Annotated in this window: 1 protein-coding gene; it reads right to left on the bottom strand. The window is 45.2% G+C overall.

The annotated features are described in order from the left end of the window. Positions 1-500: 500 nt before the first annotated feature. Positions 501-839 (bottom strand): NAD(P)H-quinone oxidoreductase subunit M, encoded by a 339-nt coding sequence (locus tag P5683_RS24585; protein ID WP_006615757.1) that lies wholly within the window; start codon positions 837-839, stop codon positions 501-503. Positions 840-1672: the final 833 nt, after the last annotated feature.

Consider the following 1672-nt stretch of genomic DNA (forward strand, 5'->3'; position numbering starts at 1 on the left):
GGCTTCCCCACTAGGAGGTGATTTCAGGCATCACAGCCTTATTTGGTCTCCTAAAGATTTCGCACTCTCTACTCATTGTTATCATGGGGTCATAACTTCCCAATCAAAACAGTTTGTTTGATGACCTTGAGTTCCCTGCCTTGTTTGGGGGTTCAATCCAAACGTTGGGACGTATAAACAGTTATGGGGAATGGTTCGAGGCTCCGACCTCTTATCCAGACTCGGGGCTGGCTTCCCCACTAGGAGGTGATTTCAGGCATAACAGCCTTATTTGGTCTCCTCAACATTTCGCACCCTCTACTCCCTGATTTCTCAGTTTGTTTATGACCTTGGGTTCCCTGCCTTGCTTAGATTGATCCAAGCGTCGGGACATATAAACAGTTATGAGGTTGGTCAGAAGCGAGCTTCTTATATCCAGCTACGAGCTGGAACCCTCACGCTTGCTGTTATTTCAGGCATTGCAGCCCTATTTGATGCCTAAACGTCTCGCACGATTAATTTTAGGATGGGGTTTCTACTCGCGGCAGTCCCATACTATAGTTGACCGCCCTAGTACCGAGATTATAGGAGATTTGACCGGATTGCAAAAGCGATCGCACAAAATGCTCTAAATCTGATCCAATGCGACGGAGATTATATTCTGTCAAATCTTCCCCTTCCGATGCTGCGACTAACTCATCAAACTTTCGATAGACTTGTTGCAGGGCTTCATCATTCCAGTTAAATTCATTATCTGGGTCAATGTCAATGGTCAATTTTTCTTCACTGGGAATGATTTCGTTATCCTGAAGTTCCGCAGTCAAAATGTGAATGTGACGGGTTGTAGACTTTAACAGCATAGTTTAGGATGAGTGAGACTAAGTGCCTATTATACACTTATTACGGCGACTGTGATCCCAACAATCACCAGAGGCTAGGCTAATTGATAAGTGCGAGACGTTTAGGAGACCAAATAAGGCTGCAATGCCTGAAATAACCTCCTAGTGGGGATTTCAACCCCTTGATTGAATATAAGGAGCGCACTCCTGACCATCCTCATAACTGTTTATATGTCCCGACGCTTGGAGAAATCTAAGCAAGGCAGGGAACTCAAGGTCATAAACAAACTGAGAAATCAGGGAGTAGAGAGTAACGGCGATAGCCACCCCCAGTTTTGGGAATCATAACCCCAGGATTGAAGCGGGGAACGGAAGGCGTGAAGTAGAACCCACTACCAGATGCGACCACTGCCAACCATCCATGACTAAGGAAATCTGAATGTTCCGACTTGAACCATCGTAATTAGCAAGCAGCGAAATAGATTGACACGCTGCGCTCAAAAGAGCAAGGGGAAAAGAAGAGGTTTTTATATACCATCTTCACAGACCTTTAAAAGTACCCCGGTGGATAGGACAAGTCTAAAGATGGAATGCCCATATAAACGGAACGTTTTAAATCCTCCTGGACTCTGAATATCTGGTCGAGATATCAGTAGTAACAAATGTAAGCGCAAGTCCTAGAGGAAGTGAGATGTGACCAAAAGCCAACGCCCTGCTGTAATGGCAGGGATATGCTGACAGGTTACGGTTTGATTGCATGAATAGAGTCTAGTAGGAGTTATAGCACCAGACAGGAAAGTTAGGACGTATAATGGAGAGGACGAGATGACTAAGAAGACCAAAAATGCCAGCCC

Source organism: Limnospira sp. PMC 1279.21 (assembly GCF_032349615.1).
In the GTDB taxonomy this organism is placed as follows: domain Bacteria; phylum Cyanobacteriota; class Cyanobacteriia; order Cyanobacteriales; family Microcoleaceae; genus Limnospira; species Limnospira fusiformis.

Bases quoted from the DNA above. Each gene is read 5' to 3' on its own strand.
- P5683_RS24585 (WP_006615757.1), bottom strand. From the start codon at position 839: ATGCTGTTAAAGTCTACAACCCGTCACATTCACATTTTGACTGCGGAA.